This is a genomic window from Nocardioides sp. CF8 (assembly GCF_000389985.1).
Taxonomy (GTDB): Bacteria; Actinomycetota; Actinomycetes; order Propionibacteriales; family Nocardioidaceae; genus Nocardioides; species Nocardioides allogilvus.
In genome coordinates this window covers 2,877,392-2,901,459 of sequence record NZ_CM001852.1, presented here as the reverse complement: position 1 = coordinate 2,901,459, position 24,068 = coordinate 2,877,392, and the positions used below count along the sequence as shown (strand labels likewise).

Here is a 24,068-nt window from a genome sequence, read left to right as displayed (position 1 = left end):
GTCGCTGCGCGACCTCCTCAACCGCCGGGTGACACCAGCAGGATGCGGTCGTCCTCGTCCGCCGGGTCCCCGCGGCCGTCTCGGTTGGACGTGGCGACCCAGAGGTCGCCGTCGGGCGTCGTGACGACGGTGCGGATCCGGCCGTGGTCGCCGGTGAAGAGGTCGACCGGCTCGCCGGTCGTGTCCCCGTCCAGGGGGATCCGCCAGAGGGTCTCCCCACGCAGTGCCGCCATCCACAGCGAGCCGTTCGCGAAGGCGAGGCCGGAGGGGGACGCCTCCTCCGTGGACCAGGTGACCAGCGGGTCGACGTAGTCCGGTGCGCCGCCGCGGCCCTCGACGGCCGGCCAGCCGTGGTTGCCGCCCTTCGTGACCCGGTTGAGCTCGTCGAAGGTCTGGTCGCCGAACTCGCTGGCCCACAGCTGGCCGGACTCGTCGAAGGCGAGGCCCTGCACGTTGCGGTGCCCGATCGACCACACGGGGGAGCCCTCGTCGGGGTTGCCCGGAGCAGGGTCGCCGTCGGCGGTGATGCGCAGGATCTTGCCGGCGAGCGACTCGGGGTCCTGGGCCAGGTCCGGCTCGCCGGTCTCACCGGTGGAGACGTAGAGGAAGCCGTCGGGGCCGAACGCCAGCCGGCCCCCGTCGTGGATGACGCCCTTGGGGATGCCGGTCAGGATCGGCGTCGGCTCGCTGAGCTCGTCGCCGTCCAGGGTGGCCCGGAAGACGCTGTTGTCCTCGGCGGTGGTGGCGTAGAAGAACACGGTGCTGTCGGTCGCGAAGTCGGGAGAGACCGCCACGCCCAGCAGGCCGGCCTCGACCTCGGGGGCCGCCTGGTCCAGCTCGCCGAGCTCGGTCACCTCGGCCTCGCCGCCGGTGCGGGGCGTCAGCAGCAGCACCCGGCGGGAGTCGCGCTCGGTCACGATCGCCGAGCCGTCCGGCAGGAAGGCGATGCCCCACGGGACCGAGAGCCCGCTGGCCACGGTGCCGGTGACGCGGGGCTTGCCGGTGCGGGTCTGCGGTGAGGTGGCCGGCGAGGACGGAGCCGGGTCGGACGTCGCCGTACCGGCACTGCCGTCCGGGTCGCGCGGTGAGTCGGTCAGGTCGCCGCAGCCGGCGAGCGCTAGCAGCAGCGCGATCGGGAGTCCGGCGCGGGCGCGGGACATCAGCCGACGCGCTCGACGAACTCGACGAGCAGCTGGTGGACGACCTCGGGTTGTTCCATCTGGACGAAGTGGCTGGCCCGGAGCTCGACGTAGGTCGCCTCCTTCATCCGCGCGGCCGCGGAGGCCATGTCGCGGGCGCCGGCCAGCAGGTCGTAGGTCCCGGCGACGAAGAACGCCGGCACAGTGATCGCGCTCAGGGAGACGCGGGGGTGCTCGGAGGTCTTGATCGCGAGGTGGAAGTACCACTCGACGGGCGTCGTGAGGAACTCCTTGATCGCGCGCGCCGTCATCGCGGGATCGGCCAGCGGGAGCATGAAACCGGTGTGGCCCAGGACGCTGACGGTCTTCGGGCCGACGGGCAGCCGGCTGGCGATCGGGGTCAGCGCGCGTCCGCCGAGCTTGACCGCCCGGGCCAGGTTGACCGTGGCGACCCGGGCCGCCCAACGCGGGACGTGCAGCGGGCCGAGCATGGTGCCGAAGGTGTTGCCCGGGACGCCGCAGACTGCGAACAGCCCGGTGACCCGCTCGGGGTGGCGCAGCGCGAGCTCGAACATCGTGTTGACGCCCATCGACCACCCCATCAGCACGGCCCGGTCGATGCCGAAGTGGTCCATCACCGACAAGCCGTCCTCGACGAACTCGCTGATGCCGACACGGCTCGTGTCCAGCGGCCGCGCCGAGCCGCCGACGCCGCGGTGGTTCCAGGAGACGACCCGGATGCCGCAGTCGGGATCCAGCAGGGCCGGCCACGCCCACGGGTTGGTGCCGAGGCCGTTGCAGAGCACGACGGTCGGGCCGTCGATGGTGCCCTCGGGGTCGTTGGTCCAGGCTCGGATGCGAGTGCCGTCGTCGGACAGTACGTCGACGAAACGGACTCGGGCGTCGGTGCTGACCGGCCCGGGGGTCGTCTTCTCCATGCGCAGATTGTGCCCCAGCGGCCGTCAGTCGGGCGCGGGCTCGCTGAGGACCGGACGACTGCGCGTGGCGCCGACGCTCGCCACGACCACGCAGGCCACGGCGAGCCACTGCGTCGGGGCGAGCAGCTCCTGCAGCACTACGATCGCCGCCAGCGCCGCCGCGGCCGGCTCCAGGCTCATCAAGATGCCGAACACGCTGGGTGCCAGGGACCTGAGGGCCACCAGCTCGCAGCTGTAGGGGATGACCGAGCTGAGCACGCCGACCAGGGCGCCGATGAGCAGGACGCGGGGGTCGAGCAGCGCCGTACCCCCCGACACGATCGCCGGAGCGGTGAGCAGCAACGTCGCGAAGGCGCTGGCGATCGCGAGGCCGTCGAAGCCCGGCCAGCGCTGCCCGGTCTGCGCACTGAGCAGGATGTAGGCCGCCCATGCCGACCCGGCCAGCAGGGCGAACGCGACGCCGACCGGGTCGAGGTCGGCCGGCTCGAAGCCGAGCAGCGCGACACCCGCGGCCGCCAGGACGACCCAGATCAGGTCGCGGGCCCGGCGCGAGCCGAGCACGGCCAAGGTGAGCGGGCCGATGAACTCGATCGTCACCGCGATGCCGAGGGGGATGCGGGCGAAGGACTGGTAGATCGCCCAGTTCATCAGGCCGAGGCTGGCGCCGAAGGCGGCCACGACCAGCCAGTCGGCGCGGCTGCGTCCCCGCCACGAGGGACGGGCGATCGCGAGCAGCACGAGGGTGCTGGTGACCAGGCGCAGGAACACCATCGAGGTCGGTGAGATCGTGCCGAAGAGGTCCTTGGCGATGGCGGCGCCGGCCTGGACCGACACGATGCCGATGACGACCAACCACACGGCTCGGGTCACGCGCGTCCTCCTGGGCCTACGGGCCCTCGTCCTCCAGGCGCCGGATCAGGTCGCCGACGATACGGCGCTCGTTCTCGAAGTAGTCCAGGCCCCAGTCGGCGACGAGGCTCGGGTGCCGGAAGATCTCGCCCGGGCCGTCGTGGCCACGCAGGCCGTCGCGGACCTCGACCAGGGCCGCCTCCTCCTTCTCGAGGGCGAGCACGTGGTCGCGGAGCATGGCCACGGTCGTCTCCCGGTCCACGACGTGCCCGAGCAGCAGCCGCAGCGCGACCGGGTGCTTGAGGACGGGGAACCCCGGCGCGCTCTCGCGCATCCAGGTCGTGAGTGCCTCCCGGCCGGCGTCGCTGATCGTGTACGTCGTCCCGCGGCCTTCGCCGCTGGGCGTGACGAGCCCGTGCTCGGCGAGCCTGGCGAGCTCGCTGTAGACCTGGCTCATCGCGGGGGAGACCCAGTAGAACCGCAGGGTCGCATCGGCTCGCTGCTTGAGCTCGTAGCCCGTCAGCGCGTCGCCGAAGGTGAGCAGCCCGAGCAGGGCGTAGGAGGTGACTGGAAGGCCTTGACCCATGGTCGGATCAGACTACTGTTCCTACTAGGACTATTCCTAGTAGGAACGGCAGTCGAGGGGGAGATTCGATGACCAGCACGATCGCACTGGTGGGCACGCGGAAGGGACTGTGGATCGGCACCTCGGATGCCGCGCGCACCGCTTGGTCCTGGTCGGGACCACACTTCCCGATGGAGGAGGTCTACTCCGTCCTGATCGACCGTCGCGGGTCGACTCCTCGGTTGTTCGCCGGCTGCTCGTCCAGCTGGTTCGGCCCGCAGGTGCGTCGCTCCGACGACCTCGGGCAGACGTGGGAGGAGACCGCCAACGGTGCGATCCGCTTCCCCGACGACGCGCAGCTCCCGGACGGTTCGCCGGCAACCCTGGCCCGTGTCTGGCAGCTCGTGCCCGGCGTCGGCGACGACGTGGTCTGGGCGGGCACCGAGCCCGGCGCGATCTTCCGCTCCGAGGACCGCGGTGAGTCGTTCTCCCTCGTGCGCGGCCTGTGGGACCACCCGCACCGCGCCGAGTGGAACGAGGGCTTCGGCGGTCAGGCCTTCCACACGATCCTCCCGCACCCCACCGACGGCTCGTCGGTCCTCGCCGCGCTCTCGACCGGTGGGGTCTATCGCACCGAGGACGGCGGCGCCTCCTGGTCCGCCTCCAACAAGGGGATCAAGGCCGAGTTCATGCCGGGGGAGCGCAACTACCCCGAGTTCGGCCAGTGCGTGCACAAGGTGGCCCGCGACTCCTCGGACCCCGACCGGCTCTTCCTCCAGAACCACGGCGGCGTCTACCGCTCCGACGACGGCGGCGCCTCCTGGCAGGACATCGCCCCCGGCCTCCCCTCGGAGTTCGGATTCGCGATGGTCACCCACCCACACCGGGCGAACACTGCCTACACCTTCCCGATCGCCGACGCCGGCGCACGCTGGCCCGTCGACGGCAGAGCTCGCGTCTGCCGTACCACCGACGGCGGCTCCTCGTGGGAACAGCTGGGCGAGGGCGCACTGCCCGACGGGTTCTACGCGGCCGTGATGCGCGACGCGATGTGTGCCGACGACCACCAGGACGCCGGGCTCTACTTCGGGGGCCGCAACGGAGCCGTGTGGTGCTCGCCCGACGAGGGCCGCACCTGGCAGGAGATCCACAAGGACCTCCCCGACGTGATGGTCGTCCGCGCCGCGACGCTGGACTGACGTCCGCCGAGTCGCGCTGATCCCGGCAACGGGGAGACCCCTCCCCGCCACGCTTGGACCTGAGTCCTCTGAGGACTCAGGTCCAAGCGTGTTGTCGGTGCCCCCTGCTGTGATGGGTCTCCGGACAGGACGAGCGACCATCGGGGAGATGGGATGGAGATCGAGCAGCAGGGATCGAGCACCAAGCAGGGGACCAGCAGCGAGCAGCAGGACGCCATGACCGGCCGGGCCGGTGATGTCGCCGGGTTGATCCGGCGCGTACGCCGCCTGGCGAAGCTCTCCCAGCGTGACCTGGCGCAGGAGCTGGGCGTGTCGCAGTCGGCCGTGGCCAAGTGGGAGACGGGGCGGACAACGCCCGGGGCGCGGATGATGGTGCGAGTTCTGGAGCTGGTAGAGTTGGAGCTGGCTGCCGTGCGGCGCGACGGTGAGCGGGTGCGGCCCATGCGAGAAGGTGCCGCTAGGGATGCGGCAGGCCGGCGATACCCGGCACACACGTATGTCTGGGCGCAGGGCTGGTGGGCGCCTGAGGGTTCGGAGACGACCTCGTGGTACTCCGCGATTCTTGCCCGCTCCGAGGACCTCGACCTGCCGCGGGTGAGGTACAGCACCTGGTGGCAGCTGGGTCGCCGACCGACACTCGCCGATGTCGCCGACCACCCCACGTGGGAGGAGCTGGTGGCGGAGGCGCGGGAGGGCTGGCGACCGCCCCGGCGCAATGTGCTGCCGATCCCCGAATGGGCCTACGCCGACTCGAGGAAGTCACGCAACCGCCGGGCTGGCTCGTTCCCGATCCTTCCCCACGAGGTCAGGATCGGTCGCGGCGCGGGTCTCTTCTGGCAGGCACCGGCTGAGACGCGAGGCGGGACCGACGCCCCGCGCCAGTAGCCTTGCCGCCATGACCCAGCAGCACGACATGAAGCCCCGTTCGCGCGACGTCACCGACGGTCTGGAGAAGGCCGCCGCCCGTGGCATGCTCCGTGCGGTAGGGATGGGCGACGACGACTGGGTCAAGCCGCAGATCGGTGTCGCGTCCAGCTGGAACGAGATCACCCCCTGCAACCTGAGCCTGGACCGGTTGGCCAAGGCCGTGAAGAACGGCGTGCACGCCGGCGGGGGATACCCGCTCGAGTTCGGCACGATCTCGGTCTCGGACGGCATCTCGATGGGCCACGAGGGCATGCACTTCTCGCTGGTGTCGCGCGAGGTCATCGCCGACTCGGTCGAGACCGTGATGATGGCCGAGCGCCTCGACGGCAGCGTCCTGCTCGCGGGCTGCGACAAGTCGCTCCCGGGCATGCTGATGGCAGCAGCCCGCCTCGACCTGGCCAGCGTCTTCCTCTACGCAGGCTCGACCATGCCCGGGTCCGTCGACGGCAACGACGTCACGATCATCGACGCCTTCGAGGCTGTCGGCGCCTGTCTCGCGGGCAAGATCACCCGTGAGGAGGTCGACCGCGTCGAGCGGGCGATCTGTCCCGGTGAGGGCGCCTGCGGCGGCATGTACACCGCCAACACCATGGCCAGCGTCGCCGAGGCGCTCGGGATGAGCCTGCCCGGCAGCGCGGCCCCGCCGGCCGTGGACCGCCGTCGCGACGGGTTCGCCCACCGTTCCGGTGAGGCGGTCGTCGAGATGCTGCGCCAGGGCATCACGGCCCGCCAGATCATGACCAAGCCAGCCTTCGAGAACGCCATCGCCGTCGTCATGGCCCTCGGCGGCTCGACCAACGCCGTACTCCACCTGCTTGCCATCGCCCGGGAGGCGGACGTCGACCTCGAGCTCGACGACTTCAACCGCATCGGCGAGAAGGTCCCGCACCTCGGCGACCTGAAGCCCTTCGGGCGCTACGTCATGAACGACGTCGACAAGATCGGCGGCATCCCGGTCGTGATGAAGGCGCTGCTCGACGCGGGCCTGATGCACGGCGACACGCTCACCGTGACCGGCAAGACCATGCGCGAGAACCTCGAGGCGCTCAACCCGAAGGGCCTCGACGGCGACGTCCTGCGTGCGCTCGACAAGCCGATCCACGCCACCGGCGGCATCACGGTCCTGCGGGGCTCGCTGGCACCCGAGGGCGCCGTGGTCAAGAGCGCTGGCTTCGACGACACGACCTTCACCGGCACCGCCCGCGTCTTCGACGGTGAGCGCAAGGCGCTCGACGCGCTCGCGGCCGGCGAGATCAAGGCACGCGACGTCGTGGTCATCCGCTACGAGGGCCCCAAGGGCGGCCCCGGCATGCGCGAGATGCTGGCCATCACCGGCGCCATCAAGGGCGCCGGCCTCGGCAAGGACGTCCTGCTCGTCACCGACGGCCGGTTCTCCGGCGGCACCACCGGCCTGTGCGTGGGCCACATCGCCCCCGAGGCCGTCGACGGTGGTCCGATCGCGTTCGTGGCCGACGGTGACCCCATCACCCTCGACGTCGCCAACTGCACGCTCGAGGTCGAGATCGACGACGCCGAGCTGGCACGCCGCAAGGAGGGGTGGGAGCCGCTGCCCCCGAAGTACACCCGCGGGGTGCTCGGCAAGTACGCCAAGGTCGTCCAGTCGGCCGCCCACGGCGCCGTCACCAGCTGACGGCCGACGATGGGCAAGGTGCACGACGGGATCGACGCACGTCTTCGGACGTTCATCGAGGCCCAGCACGTCTTCTTCGTGGCGACGGCGCCGCTGGGCGCAGGGGGACACGTCAACCTCTCGCCCAAGGGCCTGGCCGACTCCTTCGTGGTGGTCGACGAGCACACGGTCGCCTACCTCGACCTCACGGCGAGCGGCGCGGAGACCATTGCGCACGTCCGGGAGAACGGCCGCATCACGCTGATGTTCTGCTCGTTCGCGCGCGAGCCCAACGTCGTACGCCTGCACGGCCAGGGTCGTGTGGTGAGCATCTACGACGAGGAGTACGGCGCGTGGGCGGCGCGGTTCCCGGCCAACCCGGCCGCGCGGGCGGTGATCGTGGTCGACGTGGAGCGGGTGAGCGACTCGTGCGGCTACGCCCTGCCGCTGCTCTCGCTCGACTCGGAGCGCGACCTGCTCACGCCCAACATGGAGCGCCGGGGCGAGGACGGCCGCATCGCCTACCGGCGCGAGAAGAACACGCTCAGCATCGACGGCCTGCCCGCCTTCGGGGACGACGACCTCGCCCGGTGACCTGAACGGTCGCCGGCTGCGGCGGTCTCAGTGCGGCTTGACCCAGATCAGCTCGTCGCTGGCCCACTTCTCCTTCGCGACGGGCACCAGGGCCTTCAGCGCGTCGGTGAGCGAGCCCTGGCCGATCGTGGCGGAACTCGCTTCGCCGTACGCCCGGCCCGCGGCGTTGTTGTGCAGGTCGACGCGGGTGTCGTGGGGGGTGTTGCGGCCCTCCTCGTGGGCGGCCGCGACAGCCTCGGCGACGGCGCTGCCGTGGCGTCCGGCGATGTAGGCCTGCCAGATGAAGTGCCGGACGGCGTTCTCCATGCCGGGCGTGCCGTCGGTGGCGGACGAGGCGATCTGGATCGCGGCGGCCGACGCCGCCATGACGTCGGCGGCGGCGGAGGCGCTGGCCCCGGCGTCGCGGGCGGCGTTGAACACGTGGGGAGCGCCGACGACAGCCTGCGCGGCCTTCTTGAGCGAGTCGAGTGGGGAAGCCATGTGTCCACCGTGTCAGATCGGCGGGTGGGCCGCATCCACGGACGCGCCACTGGCCGGTGTCGGTGGCCGGTGGCACAGTGAAAGCCATGGACCAGCGGATCAGCTTCATCACCTTGGCAGTGCGCGACCTGGGCGAGTCCCGGAAGTTCTACCTCGACGGTCTCGGCTGGAAGCCCTGCCTCGACCAGCCCGGTGAGGTGCTCATGTTCGACGTCGGCGACAAGCTGATCTTGTCGTTGTGGGACGTCGACGCGTTCACCGCCGAGGTCGGGCAGCCGCCGGGCGGGGGAGTCCCGCCGATCACCATCGCCCACAACCTGGCCACGACCGACGGTGTCGACCGGGTGCTCGAGCAGGCCCGGGTCGCGGGCGCCGCCCAGGTGACCGACGCCGTCCAGCGCGACTGGGGCGGCTACTCCGGCTACTTCGTGGATCCCGACGGCTTCCGCTGGGAGATCTGCCACAACCCCTCCGAGATCGGACAGAAGGTGCTGCCATGACCGAGACCATGAAGCTGTACGGCGACGTGGGAGCCGCCGGGCTCGACGACTGGCGGATGCTCGCCCAGGGCATCCACGCCCGTTTCACGACCGGCGACTTCGCCACCGGCCTGTCGCTGGTCAACGCGATCGGCGAGGCTGCCGAGGCGGCCAACCACCACCCCGACATCACCCTCACCTACCCGCGGGTCGACGTGATGCTGACCAGCCACGACGTCGGCCACGTCACCCAGCGCGACCTCGACCTCGCCGCGCAGATCAGCGAGGCGGCGCGCGGCCTGGGCGTCGGCTCCGACCCCGACTCGCTCACCCAGATCGAGGCCGCCCTGGACACCCCTGCCCCGAGCGGGATCCAGCCGTTCTGGCGGGCCGCCCTCGGCTACGAGCCGCTCGACGACGCGCCGGACGAGCTGCGCGACACGTTCGGCCGCAACATCAACGTCTGGTTCCAGGACTCCGGCTCCGAGCCCGACCGCCAGCGCTGGCACTACGACGTGTTCGTCCCCGGTGACCAGGTCCAGGCCCGCATCGACGCGGCGGTCGCGGCCGGCGGCACGCTGGTCGGCGAGCACCCCGAGCACAGCTTCTGGGTGCTCGCCGACCCGGACGGCAACAAGGTGTGCATCTGCACCGCAGCGGGCAGGGGGGAGTGACGGTTCTCATCCTCAACCACATGCTGGGATCGCCGTACCAAATAATGGGACGGCTGGCAGAGTAGGTTGACGTCGGAGCTCCCCGACGGCAACGGTAGGCGCATGCGCACTGACATTCTTGTACGCACGCGACGCGTGAGCTGAGGCCTTCCACCTCGACTGCTCACGCGTCCTCCCCTCGTTGCCCGCCGGGCCGAGGGGTTTTTTCATTCGTCACACAAGCAAAGGTTCACCATGACAGAGCAGGGCGGGATCGCTGGGGCGCCGATGACCGGTGCGCAGAGCCTGATCAAGTCCCTCGAGAGCGCGGGCACCACCGACATCTTCGGTATCCCGGGTGGAGCGATCCTCCCGGCCTACGACCCGCTGATGGACTCGACCAAGATCCGGCACATCCTGGTGCGCCACGAGCAGGGCGCGGGCCACGCGGCCCAGGGTTATGCCGCCGCCACCGGCCGGGTCGGTGTCTGCATGGCGACGTCCGGTCCGGGCGCGACCAACCTCGTCACGCCATTGGCCGACGCCCACATGGACTCGGTCCCGCTGGTCGCGATCACCGGCCAGGTCGGCGCCTCCATGATCGGCACGGACGCCTTCCAGGAGGCAGACATCCGCGGCATCACGATGCCGATCACCAAGCACAACTTCCTCGTCACCGACCCCGCCGAGATCCCGCGCATCGTCGCCGAGGCGTTTCACATCGCCTCGACGGGTCGCCCCGGTCCGGTGCTGGTCGACGTCGCCAAGTCGGCGCTCCAGGCAATGACCACGTTCCAGTGGCCGACCGAGCTGCAGCTGCCCGGCTACCGCCCGGTGACGAAGCCGCACAGCAAGCAGATCCGCGAGGCGGTCCGGCTCATCCTGGAGTCGCGCAAGCCGGTGCTCTACGTCGGCGGCGGCGTCATCCGCGCCCGCGCCTCGGCCGGCCTGCTCAAGCTCGCCGAGGCCACCGGCATCCCGGTCGTCACCACCCTGATGGCGCGTGGTGCGTTCCCCGACAGCCACCCGCAGCACCTCGGCATGCCGGGCATGCACGGCACCGTGGCCGCGGTCGCCGGGCTGCAGAAGAGCGACCTGATCATCAGCCTGGGTGCCAGGTTCGACGACCGGGTCACCGGCAATCTCGACTCGTTCGCGCCCAACGCGAAGGTCATCCACGCAGACATCGACCCCGCCGAGATCGGCAAGAACCGCCACGCCGACGTCCCGATCGTGGGGGACTGCGCCGAGGTGATCGCCGAGCTGATCGCGCTGCTCGCCACCGAGGCCGACGCCGGCAACACCGGCGACTACGAGGGCTGGGTCGCGTTCATCTCGGGCGTGAAGGCCAACTACCCGCTCGGTTACGACACCCCGACCGACGGCTCGCTCGCTCCGCAGTACGTCATCGAGCGGCTCGGTGCCATTGCCGGCCCCGAGGCCATCTACACCTCGGGCGTCGGACAGCACCAGATGTGGGCCGCGCACTTCGTCCGCTACGAGCGCCCCAACACCTGGCTCAACTCCGGTGGGCTCGGGACCATGGGCTACTCCGTCCCGGCCGCGATGGGCGCGAAGGTCGGCATGCCCGACTCCACAGTGTGGGCCATCGACGGTGACGGCTGCTTCCAGATGACCAACCAGGAGCTCGCCACCTGCGCGATCAACGACATCCCGATCAAGGTCGCGATCATCAACAACGAGTCGCTCGGCATGGTGCGCCAGTGGCAGACGCTCTTCTACAACGAGCGCTACTCCAACACCGACCTGCACAGCAAGCGCATCCCGGACTTCGTCAAGCTGGCCGAGGCCTACGGCTGCGTGGGCCTGGCCTGCGACTCGCCGGCCGATGTCGACGCCACGATCGAGAAGGCGATGTCGATCAACGACCAGCCCGTCGTCGTCGACTTCCGCGTGCACCGCGACGCCATGGTCTGGCCCATGGTGGCCTCCGGCACCAGCAACGACGAGATCAAGTACGCGCGCGACCTCGCGCCCCAGTTCGACGAGGATGACCTCTGATGGCAACCCACACGCTCAGCGTCCTGGTCGAGAACAAGCCGGGCGTCCTGGCCCGCATCGCGGGGCTGTTCAGCCGCCGCGGCTTCAACATCGAGAGCCTGGCCGTCGGCCCGACCGAGCACTCCGAGGTCTCGCGGATGACGATCGTGGTCAACGTCGACGAGTCCCCGCTCGAGCAGGTCACCAAGCAGCTCAACAAGCTGATCGAGGTGATCAAGATCGTCGAGCTCGACGGGTCTGCCTCGATCACGCGCGAGCTGATGCTGGTGAAGGTCAAGGCCGATGCCCAGACCCGCGGCGCCGTGCTCGATGCCGTCCAGCTGTTCCGCGCCAAGGTCGTCGACGTCGCTCCCGACGCCATCACGATCCAGGTGACCGGCAACGCCGACAAGCTCAGCGACGTGCTGCGCGTGCTCGAACCCTTCGGGATCCGCGAGCTCGTGCAGTCCGGCATGGTCGCGATCGGCCGGGGGTCGCGCTCGATCAGCGAGCGCAGCATCCGCCCTGTCCCGGTGTCCGCGCCCACGGCCCTCGGCGGTTGAGGAGGTCGCTCCGCGACCGTCTCGAAACCACAATCCACTCGAACCAGACACACCAACCAGAAGGAGAGCCCCCAGTGGCTGAGATGTTCTACGACGACGACGCCGACCTGAGCCTGATCCAGGCCAAGAACGTCGCCGTCATCGGCTACGGCAGCCAGGGTCACGCCCACGCGCTCAACCTGCGCGACTCCGGCGTCGACGTCCGGGTCGGCCTGAAGGAAGGCTCCACGAGCCGCGCCAAGGCTGAGGACGAGGGGCTGCGCGTGCTCTCCGTCGCCGAGGCGGTCCAGGAGGCCGACGTCATCGTCGTGCTCGCCCCCGACCAGTTCCAGCGCCACATCTACGCCGAGTCGATCGAGCCGCACATCACCGAGGGCGACACCCTCGTCTTCGGCCACGGCTTCAACATCCGCTTCGGCTACATCCAGCCGCCGGCCGGTGTCGACGTGATCCTCGTGGCGCCCAAGGCCCCGGGTCACACGGTGCGTCGCGAGTACGTCGCCGGGCGGGGCATTCCCGACATCATCGCCGTCGAGCAGGACGCGTCCGGCACCGCCTGGGACCTCGCGAAGTCCTACGCCAAGGCCATCGGTGGCACCCGCGCCGGTGTCATCAAGACGACCTTCACCGAGGAGACCGAGACCGACCTGTTCGGTGAGCAGGCTGTCCTCTGCGGCGGCGTGTCCCACCTCGTCCAGGCGGGCTTCGAGACCCTGACCGAGGCCGGCTACCAGCCCGAGATCGCCTACTTCGAGGTCCTCCACGAGCTCAAGCTCATCGTCGACCTCATGTGGGAGGGCGGCATCGCCAAGCAGCGCTGGTCGGTCTCCGACACGGCGGAGTACGGCGACTACGTCTCCGGCCCGCGCGTCGTCACCCCCGAGGTGAAGGCCAGCATGAAGTCGATCCTCGACGACATCCAGTCCGGTGCCTTCGCGAAGCGCTTCATCGACGACCAGGACAACGGCGGCACGGAGTTCCTCGAGCTGCGCGAGAAGGAAGCCGCGCACTCGATCGAGGCCACCGGCAAGACGCTGCGCTCCCACTTCGCGTGGAAGCAGGAGGACTCGGACTACACCGAGGGCTCCGCGGCTCGCTGACCCGTCACAGAGTCACGCACGAACAACGCCGACCGGGCACAAAGTTCACACTTTGTGCCCGGTCGGCGCGTATTTCAGGTGACTTCGTGACCTGTCACTTCACCTCGGAGCGGCGCAGGAACAGCAGCCCGACGATCAGCGGCAGCACGATCCAGATCGCGGTGGTCGAGCCGAGCATGGCCCACTCCTTGGCGGTGTCGGTGGCTCCCTCGAACAGGTTGACCTGGGTGTAGTTCCAGTCGATCCAGGGCTGCAGGTCGGCGAACCAGTCCCGCACCTGGGCGAGCAGGGCGAGGATCCCCGGCAGCACCAGCGAGACGACGAAGTAGCCGACGATGGCCGCCGCGGAGCTGCGCAGCACGACACCGAGCGTGAAGCCGATCGCCATACCGACGAGGTTGCCGAGCACGATCTGCGGCGCCGTCGCGAGCGAGACGTCCCACACCGTGTCGACGCCCGCGAGGGCGGAGCCGACGATGTTGCCCAGCGCGCCGACGGCGAAGGCGACGGCCATGGAGACGAGGCCGACCAGGAAGGTCGCGATCGCCTTGGCGCTGATCACCCGGCCGCGGCTCGGCACGAGGGTGAAGGTCGTGAGCCCGCTGCGCTGGCTCCACTCGCTGGTCACACCGAGGATCGCGATCATCGGCAGGATCACCGACATCGGGAACCCGATCGCCGTCGCGAAGTTCTCGTAGGTCACGGCGTTGTCGGGCGCGAAGATGATCACGGCGCCGGTCGCCAGCAGCGACAGGATGCCGATGCTGACGAGCATCCAGAAGCCCGAGCGGGTGTTGAACATCTTGCGCAGCTCGACCTTGACCAGACGGGTGATCGGTATGGCGCGGGCGGGCTCGCGCACCGGGAACGAGCGTGACGCATCGGTGCTGGTCGTGGGGGAGACGGTCGTGGCGGTCATGCCGCAACTCCTTCGCGCTGGGTGTCGGCAGTGAGCGACAGGAACATGTCTTCGAGCCCCGCGCCCTCGGCGGAGCGGAGCTCGGTGAGGGCGATGCCGGCGGCGAGTGCCACCGCGCCCACCTGGGCAGGATCGGCGTCGGTGCGGACCGAGCCGTCGCCGGCGAGCGTGCTGGCGATGCCGGCCTGCTCGAGGGCGTGGGCGAGGTCGCGCGGCGACGTCGAGCGGGCGAGGGTGCCCGCTGCTGCGAGCAGCTCCTCCTTGGTGCCGGAGGCGACGATCTTGCCGTTGCCGATCACGACCAGGTCATCGGCGATGACCTCGATCTCGTGCAGCAGGTGCGAGGAGAGCAGCACCGTGCCGCCCTTGTCGGCATAGCTGCGCAGCAGGTCGCGCATCCAGCGGATGCCGGCCGGGTCGAGACCGTTGGCCGGCTCGTCGAGGATGAGCACGCGCGGGTCGCCGAGCAACGCGGTGGCGATCCCGAGGCGCTGGCGCATGCCGAGCGAGTAGTTGCGCACCCGCCGCTTGGCCTCGGTGGGCGTCAGGCTGACGAGCTCGAGCATCTCGTCGACCCGCGTGGGGGGCAGGCCCATCGTGTCGGCAGCCACCGTGAGGATCTCCCGCCCGGTGCGTCCGGCGTGCTGGGCGGAGGCGTCGAGCAGGACGCCGACCTCGAGGCCGGGATTGGGCAGGTCGGCGAACCTGATGCCGTCGATGGTGGCCGAACCGGACGTGGGGACGGTGAGCCCGACCATCACCCGCATCGTGGTGGACTTGCCAGCGCCGTTCGGGCCGAGGAAGCCGGTCACGCGGCCGGGCTGGGCGGTGAAGGAGACGTTGTCGACGGCGGTGAAGCCGGCGTACCTCCGGGTCAGTGAGTCAACGGTGATCATGGTCGCCACTCTGCTGGCCGGCCACCTTCCGCCACATCGGGTGGCAACCCCCGCCCTGCCCCCACTCGACCCCCGCCCGACCCTGAGTCGGGACAGGGGTCACCCTGAGCACGCCTGCGGCGGGGCGGGTGCATCATGAGGTCATGAGCGACAGCACTCTGGCAGCGACCCGACGACTCGGCGTCGAGCAGACAGGCATCGAGATCATCGACGAGGCCGACCGGACCGCCAGGCCGCGGGACCTGTTCTGGCCGTGGTTCGCGGCCAACGTCAGCGTCTTCGGCATCAGCTACGGGTCGTTCGTGCTCGGCTTCGGCATCTCGTTCTGGCAGGCGGCCGTCGTCACGGTGGTCGGGGTCGTCATCTCGTTCGCGTTGTGCGGCGTCATCGCCATCGCCGGCAAGCGCGGATCCGCCCCCACCATGATCCTGAGCCGGGCGGCCTTCGGCGTGACGGGGCAGAAGCTTCCCGGCGCGGTGTCCTGGCTGGTCTCGATCGGCTGGGAGACCTTCCTCGCGATCCTCGCCGTGCTCGCGACCGCGACCATCTTCGACCAGCTGGGCTGGGCCTCCGGGACGATGACGAAGGTGGTGGCCACCGTCGTGGTCGCGGCGCTCATCGTCTCCGCCAGCGTGGCGGGCTACCACGTGATCATGAAGATGCAGTCGTGGCTGACCTGGATCACGGGCATCGCCACGATCATCTACCTCGCGCTGACCCTGGACGAGGTGCGCTGGTCCGAGGTGACCGCCATCCCCGACGGCAGCGTCCAGCAGATGGTCGGAGCGCTCGTGATGGTGATGACCGGCTTCGGCCTGGGCTGGATCAACATCGCGGCCGACTGGTCGCGCTACCAGCGGCGCTCGGCCAGCGGTGCCGCGATCGTTGGCTGGAACACGCTCGGCGGTGCGATCGCGCCGGTCCTGCTGGTGCTCTTCGGACTCCTGCTCGCCGGCTCGTCGCCGGACCTGGCGGCCGGCATCGTCGCCGACCCGATCGGCACCCTGGGCAGGGCGCTGCCGACGTGGTTCCTCGTGCCCTTCCTGCTGGCCGCGATCCTGGCGCTCGTGAGCGGGGCAGTGCTCGGCATCTACTCCTCGGGCCTGACCCTGCTGTCGCTCGGAGTGAAGCTCACGCGCCCGCAGGCGGCCGGCGTCGACGGTGTGCTCCTCACCCTCGGCACGATCTACGTCGTCTTCTTCGCCGCCGACTTCCTCGGGCCGTTCCAGAGCTTCCTGATCACGCTGGGAGTCCCGCTCGCCTCCTGGGCCGGCATCATGATCGCCGACATCCTCCTGCGCCGGCGCGACTACGACGACGAGGCGCTGTTCGACGCGACCGGCCGCTACGGCGCCTTCGACTGGACCTCGATCGGCACGATGATCGGGGCATCCGTGCTCGGCTGGGGCCTGGTCGTCAACTCGTTCGCGACCGACGCGTCCTGGAACAACTGGCAGGGCTTCCTGCTGCGCCCGCTGGGCCTGGGGACCTACGTCGACGACCCGGCCGGGCCCTACTGGGACGGCCCCTGGGCCTACGCCAACCTGGGCGTGCTGCTCGCCCTCGGCCTCTCGTTCGCCGTCACCCTGGTCGCCCGTCGCGCCACCGTCGCTCGCCAGGAAAACGTCTGACCGGCGTCGTGGCACTGTGGCCGGTATGACTCGCATCGCCATCGTCGGAGGAAACGGCCAGATCGCCCGCCTGCTGCACCCCCTGCTGGTGGAGCGCGGCCACACCCCGGTCGCGTTGGTGCGCTCCGAGGAGCACCGTCCACGGCTCGAGGCAGCGGGTGCCGAGGTGCGCCTGCTCGACATCGAGAACAGCACAGCGGAGGACTTCGGCGCCGCCTTCGAGGGCGCCCGAGCAGTCGTCTTCGCCGCGGGCGGCGGCCCTGACGGCAACATCGAGCGCAAGCGGACGGTCGACCTCGAGGGGTCGCTCAAGTCGATCGAGGGCGCTCGGCAGGCCGGCGTCAGCCGCTTCGTCCAGGTCTCCGCGATCAACGTGGACGACCCGGTCGCCGCAGACGCCAACCCGGTCTGGCGTGCGTACGTCGACGCGAAGCGTGACGCCGACACGGCCCTGCGCGACAGCGGGCTCGAGTGGACGATCATCCGCCCCGGGATGCTCACCGACGGCGACGCCACGGGCCTGGTCGAGCTCGGTCAGGACGTCGCCCGGGCCGAGGTCCCGCGCGCCGACGTGGCGGCGGTCCTCGCCGAGGTCCTCGACTCCGACGCCGGGGTCGGTGCCCAGTGGAACCTCGTGTCAGGTGACACACCGATCGCCGCCGCCGTCGCGGGAACATCCCCGCGCTGAGCGAGGTTGCTGCCCACATGCGCATCGACATCTGGTCCGACGTGGTCTGCCCGTGGTGCTACATCGGCAAGCGCCGCCTCGAGACGGCCCTGAGCACCTTCGAGCACGCCGACGAGGTCGAGGTGGTGTGGCACTCCTACCAGCTCGACCCGGGTGCTCCCACGACCCCGGTGGAGACCGTCGCCGAGGCGCTGGGCCGCAAGTACGGCGGTGGGCCGGACGCCGGACGCACGATGATCGACCGCGTGGAGGCCGCCGCGGCCGAGGAGGGCATGCTCTGGCGCCACCACGAGTCGAAGCGCGTCGGCACCATGGACGCCCACCGGCTCGTCCACCTCGCGCTCCACGACGGCGGGCCGGAGCTGCAGGGCCGGGTGAAGGAGGCGCTGCTGTCGGCGTACTTCATCGACGCCCGCAACGTCGCCGACCACGGCGAGCTGCGCTCGATCGTCACCGAGGCCGGTCTGGACGAGGCGGCCGTCGACCGGGTGCTGGGCAGCACGGAGTTCGCCGACGACGTGTGGGCCGACATCGAGCAGGCTCAGGCGTTCGGCGCGACCGGGGTCCCGTTCTTCGTGGTGGACAACAAGTTCGGCGTCTCCGGAGCCCAGCCGGCCGAGGCGTTCACCCAGGTGCTGGAGCGGGCCTGGTCGGAGTCGCACCCGGTCGTGGAGATGCTCGCGAGCGGCGATGCCTGCGGACCGGACGGCTGTGCCATCTGACGCCCACACCTTGTAGGCTGGCCGTGCACAGCGTCGTGCAGGCCCTCATCGATCACCCACATCGAGGAACTCCGCTGTGACTTCAAAGCCTGTCGTACTCATCGCCGAAGAACTGAGCCCCGCCACCGTCGAGGCGCTCGGTCCCGACTTCGAGATCCGCAACTGCAACGGCGCCGACCGCGCCGAGCTGCTCGCCGCCATCGTCGACGTCGACGCCATCCTCGTGCGCTCGGCCACCAAGGTCGACGCCGAGGCGCTCGCCGCCGCCAAGAAGCTCAAGGTCGTCGCCCGTGCGGGCGTCGGTCTCGACAACGTCGACGTCAAGGCCTCCACCCAGGCGGGCGTCATGGTCGTCAACGCCCCGACGTCCAACATCGTCTCCGCCGCCGAGCTGGCCGTCGCCCTGATGCTGGCCGCCGCCCGCCACGTCAGCCCGGCCCACGCGGCGCTGAAGAACGGCGAGTGGAAGCGCTCGAAGTACACCGGCATCGAGCTCTACGAGAAGACCGTCGGCATCGTCGGTCTCGGTCGCATCGGCGTCCTCGTCGCCCAGCGCCTGAGCGCCTTCGGCATGAAGGTCATCGCCTACGACCCCTACGTCCAGGCCGGCCGCGCCGCGCAGATGGGCGTGCGTCTCGTCGACCTCGACACCCTCCTGGCCGAGGCCGACTTCATGAGCGTGCACCTGCCCAAGACCCCCGAGACCGTGGGCCTGATCGGTGCCGAGCAGCTCGCGAAGGCCAAGACCTCGCTGGTGCTGGTCAACGCTGCCCGCGGTGGCATCGTCGACGAGGCCGCCCTCTACGACGCGCTGAAGACCGGCCAGATCGCTGCCGCCGGCCTGGACGTGTTCGCCAAGGAGCCCTGCACCGACAGCCCGCTCTTCGAGCTGGAGAACGTCGTCGCCACGCCCCACCTCGGTGCGTCGACCGACGAGGCCCAGGAGAAGGCCGGCATCGCCGTCGCCAAGTCCGTGCGCCTGGCCCTGTCGGGTGAGCTCGTTCCCGACGCCGTCAACGTCCAGGGCGGCGTCATCGCCGAGGACGTCCGTCCCGGCATCCCGCTCACCGAGAAGCTCGGCCGGGTCTTCACCGCCCTGGCCGGCGAGGTCGCCCAGCAGATCGACGTCGAGGTCCGGGGCGAGATCACCGAGTTCGACGTCAAGGTGCTCGAGCTCGCGGCCCTCAAGGGTGTCTTCACCGACATCGTCGAGGACCAGGTCTCCTACGTGAACGCGCCGCTGCTGGCGGCCGAGCGGGGAACCGCCGTACGCCTCGTCTCCGACCCGGAGAGCCCCGACCACCGCAACCTGATCACGATCCGCGGCACCCTGGCCGACGGCTCGCAGATCTCGGTCAGCGGCACGCTCGTCGGCATCTCCCAGAAGGAGCGCCTCGTCGAGGTCAACGGCTTCGACATCGACATCGAGCCCACCGACCACCTGGCGTTCTTCACCTACGCCGACCGGCCGGGCATGGTCGGCACCGTCGGCGGCATCCTCGGCGCCTCCGGTGTCAACATCGCCGGCATGCAGGTCTCGCGCACGGACAAGGGCGGCGAGGCGCTGGTCGCCCTGTCGGTCGACTCCGTGATCCCGGCCGAGACGCTCGCCGAGATCGAGACGGCGATCAACGCGGTGTCCGTCCGCGCTGCCGACCTGGTCTGAGACCCACGGGCCTGCGGGCCTGAGCTACGCCACGGTGAGGCGGTCCGAGTCGTCTCGGGCCGCCTCACCTGTGCGTGCACGCGACGACGACACCGCCCACGCCTGGGCGAGCCGGGTGACGGCGAGCTCGAGCTCGTCGGCCGGCCTCGTCCAGGGGAGCCGGACGAAGTGCTCGAGCCCGCCCTCGACGGCGAACACCCGGCCGGCCGCCGCGATCACGCCCAGCCGCTCGGCCTCGGCGACCAGCGCGCTCGCGCGGGGCCGGGGGAGCCGGCACCACACCGCCAGCCCACCTGTGGGCCGGTGGAAGGTCCAGTCGGGCAGCTGCGTGTCGAGCGCGTCGAGCAGCACGTCGCGTTGCCGGCCGAGCCGCTCGCGGTTGGCCGCCCAAACGGCGTGCCTGTTCTCGATCAGGTGCACCAGGGCGAGCTGCTCGAGCAGGGGCGCGCCCAGGTCGAGGCTCATCCGCGCCTGCAGGAGCGCCGGCATCATCGGCTCGGGCACGCGCAGCCAGCCGAGTCGCAGGCCTCCCCAGAACTGCTTGCTGGCGCTGCCGATGGTGATCGCACCGGGGGAGTGGGTGGCGAAGGGAGCCGGCATCGCCTGTCCGTCGAGGGCCAGCGCCTGGTGCGCCTCGTCGACGACCGGGGTGACCCGGGCGCGCTTCAGCGCGGCGGCGTACTCGGCGCGCTGATCGTCACTCATCACGAGTCCGGTGGGGTTCTGGAAGTCCGGGATCAGGTAGGCGAGCCGGGGAGCGGCCTGGCGCACGATGGCCGCCGTCGCGGCGAGGTCCCAGCCGTCGGGGTCGACGGGCGCCGGCACCAGCCGGGCGCTGCGGTGGCCGAGCGCCTGCGTGGCGTTGGGGTAGACCGGGTCCTCGACGACCACCCGGTCGCCGGGCGACGTCAGGGCCTGCGCGACCACCGCGGCGCCGGCCAGCGCGCCGCTGGTGATCATGATCTGCTCGGGGGACGTCGGGAGCCCCCGCTCGGCATAGGTCTCGGCGACCACCTCGCGCAACCGGGCCAGCCCGGCGGGGTAGTAGCCGTGGTTGGACAGGTAGGGCGGGAGCTCGGCCACCGCTGCCTCGTAGGCCGCCGCGACGCCCGCCGGGGCGCTGGGCGCCGCACAGTTGAGGTCGACGACGTCGGGGTCCTGCGACCACGGGGCGAAGATGCGGTCGGTCACCGACGTCGCGTGCAGCGGCAGCCGGGTCACGGTGCCGGAGCCGCGGCGCGACTCGGCGTACTCCCGGTCCCGTAGCTCGGCATAGGCCCGCGTCACCGTGGTCCGACTGACGCCGAGGGCGGTGGTGAGCTCGCGCTCGCTGGGCATGCGGGTGGCCGCCGGGATGCGTCCCTCGCCGATCAGCAGGCGCAGGCCCTCGGCCAGCTCGAGGTAGAGGGGCCGCTCGTCGCCGGACAGCGGACCCACGAGAGTGGCCACTCGGGAAGCACTGATGGTGCGCGTCATGCAGACCACTCTTCCACGATTGGCTATCGAAGAGAAGGCCAATCTGTCGGAGAATGAGTCCATGAGCATCATCTCCGGCACGGCTGGCGTGCGTCCCCCCACCGCCCTCGTCGACCTCGGCCCGATCGCGCAGCTGCGCGCCGGTCGCCTCGGTCGCCGGGTGCCGCAGCTGCTGATCGGCCTCGTCCTGTACGGCGTCTCGCTGGCCATGATGCTCCGCGGGGCGCTCGGCCTGGCGCCGTGGGACGTGCTGCACTCCGGCTTCATCCGACACGTGCCGATGACGATCGGCCAGGCCGTGGTGCTGTTCAGCTTCATCGTGCTGATCTTCTGGATCCCGCTCAAGGAGAAGCCCGGCATCGGCACCATCGCGAACGCCTTCATCGTGGGCATGTCCGCCGACGCGACGCTGGCCGTGCTCGCCCCCGGCGACGGGATGGTCGCGCGGATCGCGCTGGCCCTGGGCGGTGTCGCCCTGTGCGGCATGGCCAGTGCGCTCTACATCGGCGCGCAGTTCGGCCGCGGGCCGCGCGACGGCCTGATGACCGGGCTCGCGCGCCGCACCGGGCTCTCGCTGCGACTGGTGCGCACCGGCCTCGAGGTGCTGGTCGTGGTGCTCGGCCTGGCGCTCGGCGGTGTGCTGGGCGTCGGGACGGTGCTCTACGCCGTACTCATCGGACCGCTGACCCAGCTGATGCTGCCGTGGTTCACCGTGGACCTGCCCGGTGCCGTCGACCTCACGTCAGCGGGCAGCCCAGTGGGCGGCGACGCGAGTCGGTGACAGCACCGAGTGGTAGACCGCGACGTTGTCGAGGTCGCCGGGGAACGACGAGCTGACCCCGTTCTGGTTGCCCGTGCTGCCCTGGCCGATCCGCCAGTAACCCGGGTAGCTGTTCACCGGCGAGGTGGTCCCGCTGGTGACGGCGACGCCGTCGACGTACACCACCGATGACCGCGCAGACGTGCTGGTCACGACCACGTGGTGCCACACGCCGTCGTTGTAGGCGCGCGGAGTGGTGATGCTCGTCGAGCGGTTGCTCCAGAGGCCGAAGGTCAGCTGTCCGGAGGGCTGGAGGAACACGATCCGGTCGGCGTCGGCTCCGCGCCAGTTGTCGTCACGGTCGTCCTCGAAGCCTGCGACATAGCCGCCGGCCGTCGAGGTCGTGCGCATCCACAGCTCGATGGAGTACGTCGCAGGCGAGGCGACGAACGTGGGTCCGAGCACGACCCGGCCGCCCGCCACACCGACCGCCGTCCCGGGGTTGCGGGGCAGGCCGCCCGGACGGCCCAGGGTGAGGGCGCCGTAGTACTGGCCGGTGCGGTTGTGCCCGGACCGGTCGGCGGCGTACGGCGACCCGCTGGACTCGTCGAGCAGCCAGAAACCGAACGGCTGGTCGGTGAGCACGGCGCCGACGTACTCCTGGACCCAGGTGCCCACCGTCCAGGAGTTGGAGCCGTTGGCCGAGCGAGCCGTGAACCCCGCGGAGACGGTCATGGGCGTCGCCCCGAGCAAGAGCAGCGCCACCCCGACGGCCGTGGGAGCGAGCGCGGTCCGCGCGACCGTGACCGGGCTCGGCGCAGGGCCGGGCTGGCGCACGCCCTTGGTGCGGCGACGCAGGCGGTCCCGTGGCGGCCGGTCGCTGCCCGCGCGCAACGTCGCCAGGCCGAAGGCCGACATGGTCAGCAGCAACCACGCCGCGAGGGGCAGCCACTGCCCGGATCCCAGCCAGACGACGGGGAGGCCCACGAACGGCACCAGCAGGATCGCCTGCGCCGTCAGGTCCGTGGCACGCACGGGCGTGGTGTCGGTGAACTGGTTCGCGTCACCCGCGGAGGTGAAGTCACCGTCGTCGCGGCGCTCGACCACGCGGTGCACGAGCAGCCGGTCGTCGGAGCGGCTCGGGTCGTCGAACACGTAGACGCGGCCCACGTGGACGGTGTCGGCCGCCTGCACCGGCCGGGCGAGCACCACGTCCCCGACGGCGATCGAGGGTCGCATCGAGCCCGTCTCCACGACGTAGGAGCCCCAGTGGATGAGCATCGGGGCCAGCGCCAGCGCGGCCAGGGTCAGGAAGACGGCTCGGTAGGCACGCGCGAGCAGCACGACGACCAGCCGGGACCACGAGGGGGTCCCGGCTGCGCCGTCCTGCGAGAGATGCATACGTGTGGTGTGACGCCGAGAGCCCTCAGTTGCTCCGCATCTCCCACTGGATGTCGATGCCGGTGCGCGAGTTCTGGAGCTGGTCCACCTGGGCCTGGGTCATGCCGGCGGTGTCGAATCGCCAGGTGATCCGGTAGGTCTTGGAGGAGGTTCCGGCCGGGACGGTCCAGCCGCCGACACCGCTCTCCCAGTTGTTGGCCTGGGCCAGCTGGGCCAAGGTGTAGTCGGGGACCAGCACGGTCTGGGGCTGGAAGCCGGTGCAGTCGGCGAAGGTGCCGCCCGTGCCGTCCTCGATGGTCACCTTGATCCGGTTCTCGAGGCCGGTGTTCGAGGGCACCGGGTTGACTGCGTAGCCCTTGACCGTGCTGGGCACCGAAGCGTTGGCCGTGACCTTGATGCACTTGTCGTCGGTCTGGTCCGGCAGCAAGTTGGCGACCTGGAACCGCGCGGACCCGTTGTCGTCGTCGGTCAGGTTGACCGAACCGGTGGACCAGTCGTTGCCGGAGTTGCGGGTCTGGCCGCTGAAGGCTGCGTAGGACGCCTGGTAGACCATGGCCGCCGCGCAGACGACGGCGACGGGAGTGGTCGCGCCGACGAGGAGCTTCTGGGCGCGACGAGAGGGCTTGTTCATGAATGTTCTCCAACGAGAAAGGGTCCGGACCGACGACGGTCCGGCGGGGTCGCCCCAAGGTAGGTAGCACCCACTCGCCTGTCCGCCGTGTGGGGGAAAAGTGGCACGACTGTGTATTGATTGGGGTGCACGCCCGAACCAGGTGCGAGCGCCAGCCAGGG

At 70.5% G+C, this 24,068-nt stretch carries 24 protein-coding genes; 14 read left to right on the top strand and 10 right to left on the bottom strand.

Annotation, left to right across the window (positions count from 1 at the left end; translation table 11 throughout):
* Nucleotides 1-17: 17 nt before the first annotated feature.
* The 4 genes from CF8_RS14210 to CF8_RS14195 are packed head-to-tail and all read right to left on the bottom strand — an operon-like array spanning nt 18 to nt 3,512.
* Complete coding sequence (locus tag CF8_RS14210) at nt 18-1,160, bottom strand: PQQ-dependent sugar dehydrogenase (protein WP_010833801.1); 1,143 nt, start codon at nt 1,158-1,160, stop codon at nt 18-20.
* Entirely contained in the window at nt 1,160-2,077 is a 918-nt protein-coding gene (locus CF8_RS14205) for an alpha/beta fold hydrolase (protein WP_010833800.1), read from the bottom strand. Before CF8_RS14205 ends, CF8_RS14210 begins: the two co-directional genes overlap by 1 nt.
* Nucleotides 2,078-2,101: 24 nt before the next feature.
* Complete coding sequence (locus CF8_RS14200) at nt 2,102-2,947, bottom strand: EamA family transporter (protein ID WP_232211516.1); 846 nt, start codon at nt 2,945-2,947, stop codon at nt 2,102-2,104.
* A 16-nt stretch (nt 2,948-2,963) separates the two neighbouring features.
* Complete coding sequence (locus tag CF8_RS14195) at nt 2,964-3,512, bottom strand: PadR family transcriptional regulator (RefSeq protein ID WP_010833798.1); 549 nt, start codon at nt 3,510-3,512, stop codon at nt 2,964-2,966.
* Nucleotides 3,513-3,580: 68 nt separating this feature from the next.
* Between CF8_RS14195 and CF8_RS14190 the strand changes: the two genes are divergently transcribed.
* The 4 genes from CF8_RS14190 to CF8_RS14175 all read left to right on the top strand — a co-directional run bounded on the left by CF8_RS14190 (nt 3,581) and on the right by CF8_RS14175 (nt 7,841).
* A complete protein-coding gene (locus tag CF8_RS14190) occupies nt 3,581-4,690 on the top strand; it encodes a WD40/YVTN/BNR-like repeat-containing protein (RefSeq protein WP_010833797.1) in 1,110 nt (369 codons plus the stop codon).
* Nucleotides 4,691-4,843: 153 nt separating this feature from the next.
* Complete coding sequence (locus CF8_RS14185; RefSeq protein ID WP_010833796.1) at nt 4,844-5,575, top strand: helix-turn-helix domain-containing protein; 732 nt, start codon at nt 4,844-4,846, stop codon at nt 5,573-5,575.
* Nucleotides 5,576-5,585: 10 nt separating this feature from the next.
* Complete coding sequence (ilvD, locus tag CF8_RS14180) at nt 5,586-7,268, top strand: dihydroxy-acid dehydratase (RefSeq protein WP_010833795.1); 1,683 nt, start codon at nt 5,586-5,588, stop codon at nt 7,266-7,268.
* A gap of 9 nt (nt 7,269-7,277) precedes the next feature.
* Nucleotides 7,278-7,841, top strand: coding sequence for a pyridoxamine 5'-phosphate oxidase family protein (locus tag CF8_RS14175; RefSeq protein ID WP_010833794.1), 564 nt, complete (start codon nt 7,278-7,280; stop codon nt 7,839-7,841).
* Nucleotides 7,842-7,868: 27 nt separating this feature from the next.
* Here the strand turns inward: CF8_RS14175 and CF8_RS14170 are convergent, their stop codons facing one another.
* The gene (locus tag CF8_RS14170; protein WP_010833793.1) at nt 7,869-8,321 is read right to left on the bottom strand and encodes a DUF6973 domain-containing protein; all 453 of its coding nucleotides are present in this window, start codon (nt 8,319-8,321) and stop codon (nt 7,869-7,871) included.
* An 86-nt stretch (nt 8,322-8,407) separates the two neighbouring features.
* On the opposite strand from CF8_RS14170, the gene CF8_RS14165 reads away from it, so the two are divergent.
* From CF8_RS14165 to ilvC, 5 genes are all read left to right on the top strand, one after another.
* Nucleotides 8,408-8,821 (top strand): VOC family protein, encoded by a 414-nt coding sequence (locus CF8_RS14165; protein ID WP_010833792.1) that lies wholly within the window; start codon nt 8,408-8,410, stop codon nt 8,819-8,821.
* Entirely contained in the window at nt 8,818-9,474 is a 657-nt protein-coding gene (locus CF8_RS14160; RefSeq protein ID WP_010833791.1) for a 4a-hydroxytetrahydrobiopterin dehydratase, read from the top strand. Before CF8_RS14165 ends, CF8_RS14160 begins: the two co-directional genes overlap by 4 nt.
* Nucleotides 9,475-9,633: 159 nt before the next feature.
* A complete protein-coding gene (locus CF8_RS14155) occupies nt 9,634-11,475 on the top strand; it encodes an acetolactate synthase large subunit (RefSeq protein WP_269634817.1) in 1,842 nt (613 codons plus the stop codon).
* Nucleotides 11,475-12,017: an acetolactate synthase small subunit gene (gene ilvN / locus CF8_RS14150; RefSeq protein WP_010833789.1), complete on the top strand. Its 543-nt coding sequence runs from the start codon at nt 11,475-11,477 to the stop codon at nt 12,015-12,017. Before CF8_RS14155 ends, ilvN begins: the two co-directional genes overlap by 1 nt.
* A 74-nt stretch (nt 12,018-12,091) precedes the next feature.
* The gene (ilvC, locus tag CF8_RS14145; protein WP_036491084.1) at nt 12,092-13,117 is read left to right on the top strand and encodes a ketol-acid reductoisomerase; all 1,026 of its coding nucleotides are present in this window, start codon (nt 12,092-12,094) and stop codon (nt 13,115-13,117) included.
* A 94-nt stretch (nt 13,118-13,211) separates the two neighbouring features.
* Here ilvC and CF8_RS14140 read toward each other — a convergent pair whose 3' ends face one another.
* Together CF8_RS14140 and CF8_RS14135 are read right to left on the bottom strand one after the other, a co-directional pair.
* Entirely contained in the window at nt 13,212-14,036 is an 825-nt protein-coding gene (locus CF8_RS14140; RefSeq protein ID WP_010833787.1) for an ABC transporter permease subunit, read from the bottom strand.
* Nucleotides 14,033-14,932 (bottom strand): ABC transporter ATP-binding protein, encoded by a 900-nt coding sequence (locus tag CF8_RS14135; RefSeq protein ID WP_010833786.1) that lies wholly within the window; start codon nt 14,930-14,932, stop codon nt 14,033-14,035. The genes CF8_RS14140 and CF8_RS14135 overlap by 4 nt, the downstream gene beginning before the upstream one ends.
* A 143-nt stretch (nt 14,933-15,075) precedes the next feature.
* On the opposite strand from CF8_RS14135, the gene CF8_RS14130 reads away from it, so the two are divergent.
* The 4 genes from CF8_RS14130 to serA all read left to right on the top strand — a co-directional run bounded on the left by CF8_RS14130 (nt 15,076) and on the right by serA (nt 19,639).
* Complete coding sequence (locus CF8_RS14130; RefSeq protein WP_010833785.1) at nt 15,076-16,563, top strand: purine-cytosine permease family protein; 1,488 nt, start codon at nt 15,076-15,078, stop codon at nt 16,561-16,563.
* 25 nt (nt 16,564-16,588) lie between these two features.
* Nucleotides 16,589-17,251, top strand: a complete 663-nt coding sequence (locus CF8_RS14125; RefSeq protein ID WP_010833784.1) for an SDR family oxidoreductase — start codon at nt 16,589-16,591, stop codon at nt 17,249-17,251.
* 17 nt (nt 17,252-17,268) lie between these two features.
* Complete coding sequence (locus tag CF8_RS14120) at nt 17,269-17,973, top strand: DsbA family oxidoreductase (RefSeq protein WP_010833783.1); 705 nt, start codon at nt 17,269-17,271, stop codon at nt 17,971-17,973.
* A 76-nt stretch (nt 17,974-18,049) separates the two neighbouring features.
* Complete coding sequence (gene serA, locus CF8_RS14115; RefSeq protein ID WP_010833782.1) at nt 18,050-19,639, top strand: phosphoglycerate dehydrogenase; 1,590 nt, start codon at nt 18,050-18,052, stop codon at nt 19,637-19,639.
* A gap of 24 nt (nt 19,640-19,663) precedes the next feature.
* On the opposite strand, the gene yczR is transcribed toward serA, so the two are convergent.
* Nucleotides 19,664-21,115 (bottom strand): MocR-like transcription factor YczR, encoded by a 1,452-nt coding sequence (gene yczR / locus CF8_RS14110; RefSeq protein WP_084623111.1) that lies wholly within the window; start codon nt 21,113-21,115, stop codon nt 19,664-19,666.
* A 61-nt stretch (nt 21,116-21,176) separates the two neighbouring features.
* Here yczR and yczE point away from each other — a divergent pair, with 61 nt between their 5' ends.
* Entirely contained in the window at nt 21,177-21,896 is a 720-nt protein-coding gene (gene yczE / locus CF8_RS14105) for a membrane protein YczE (RefSeq protein ID WP_036491079.1), read from the top strand.
* Here the strand turns inward: yczE and CF8_RS14100 are convergent.
* Both CF8_RS14100 and CF8_RS14095 read right to left on the bottom strand, forming a co-directional pair.
* Nucleotides 21,858-23,276 carry a LamG-like jellyroll fold domain-containing protein gene (locus CF8_RS14100; protein ID WP_010833779.1) on the bottom strand — a complete coding sequence of 473 codons (1,419 nt, stop codon included), beginning with the start codon at nt 23,274-23,276 and terminating at the stop codon, nt 21,858-21,860. The two genes, yczE and CF8_RS14100, sit on opposite strands and share 39 nt — an antisense overlap.
* 25 nt (nt 23,277-23,301) lie before the next feature.
* On the bottom strand, nt 23,302-23,907 hold the full coding sequence (locus tag CF8_RS14095; RefSeq protein WP_010833778.1) for a hypothetical protein: 606 nt from the start codon (nt 23,905-23,907) through the stop codon (nt 23,302-23,304).
* Nucleotides 23,908-24,068 lie beyond the last annotated feature (161 nt).